Source organism: Mesorhizobium sp. CNPSo 4689, from assembly GCF_057784325.1.
This window is the reverse complement of sequence record NZ_JBWLUZ010000109.1, coordinates 1-557: the sequence shown is the minus strand read 5'-3', so window position 1 is coordinate 557 and position 557 is coordinate 1. Positions and strand designations below refer to the sequence as shown.

Genomic DNA, 557 nt, shown 5'->3' with positions numbered 1-557 from the left:
GGCGGGCCAGTCTCGGATGATCAGAACTCACTGAAGATCGGTTCGCGCGGGCCGACGGTCCTTGAAGACTTTCATTTCCGCGAGAAGATTTTCCACTTCGACCATGAGCGGATCCCCGAGCGCGTCGTGCATGCACGCGGCTACGGCGCGCATGGCTATTTCGAGACCTACGAGTCGCTCGCCAAATACACTCGCGCCGACATCTTCCAGCGCGCCGGCGAGAAGACGCCGGCCTTCGTGCGGTTTTCGACGGTCGCCGGCAGCAAAGGCTCTGTCGACCTGGCGCGCGACGTGCGCGGGTTCGCGGTCAAGCTCTACACACAGGAAGGCAACTGGGACATCGTCGGCAACAACATCCCCGTGTTCTTCATCCAGGATGCGATCAAGTTCCCGGACATGGTTCACGCCGTGAAGGAGGAGCCCGATCGTGCCTTCCCGCAGGCGCAATCGGCGCATGACAATTTCTGGGATTTCATTTCGCTGACGCCCGAGTCCATGCACATGATCATGTGGGTGATGTCGGACCGGGCAATCCCGCGCTCCTTCCGCTTCATGGA

Annotated in this window: 1 pseudogene; it reads left to right on the top strand. The window is 60.9% G+C overall.

What is annotated here, in order from left to right:
* Positions 1 to 557: pseudogene (gene katE / locus AC04SI_RS33350) on the top strand (catalase); the annotation flags it as partial.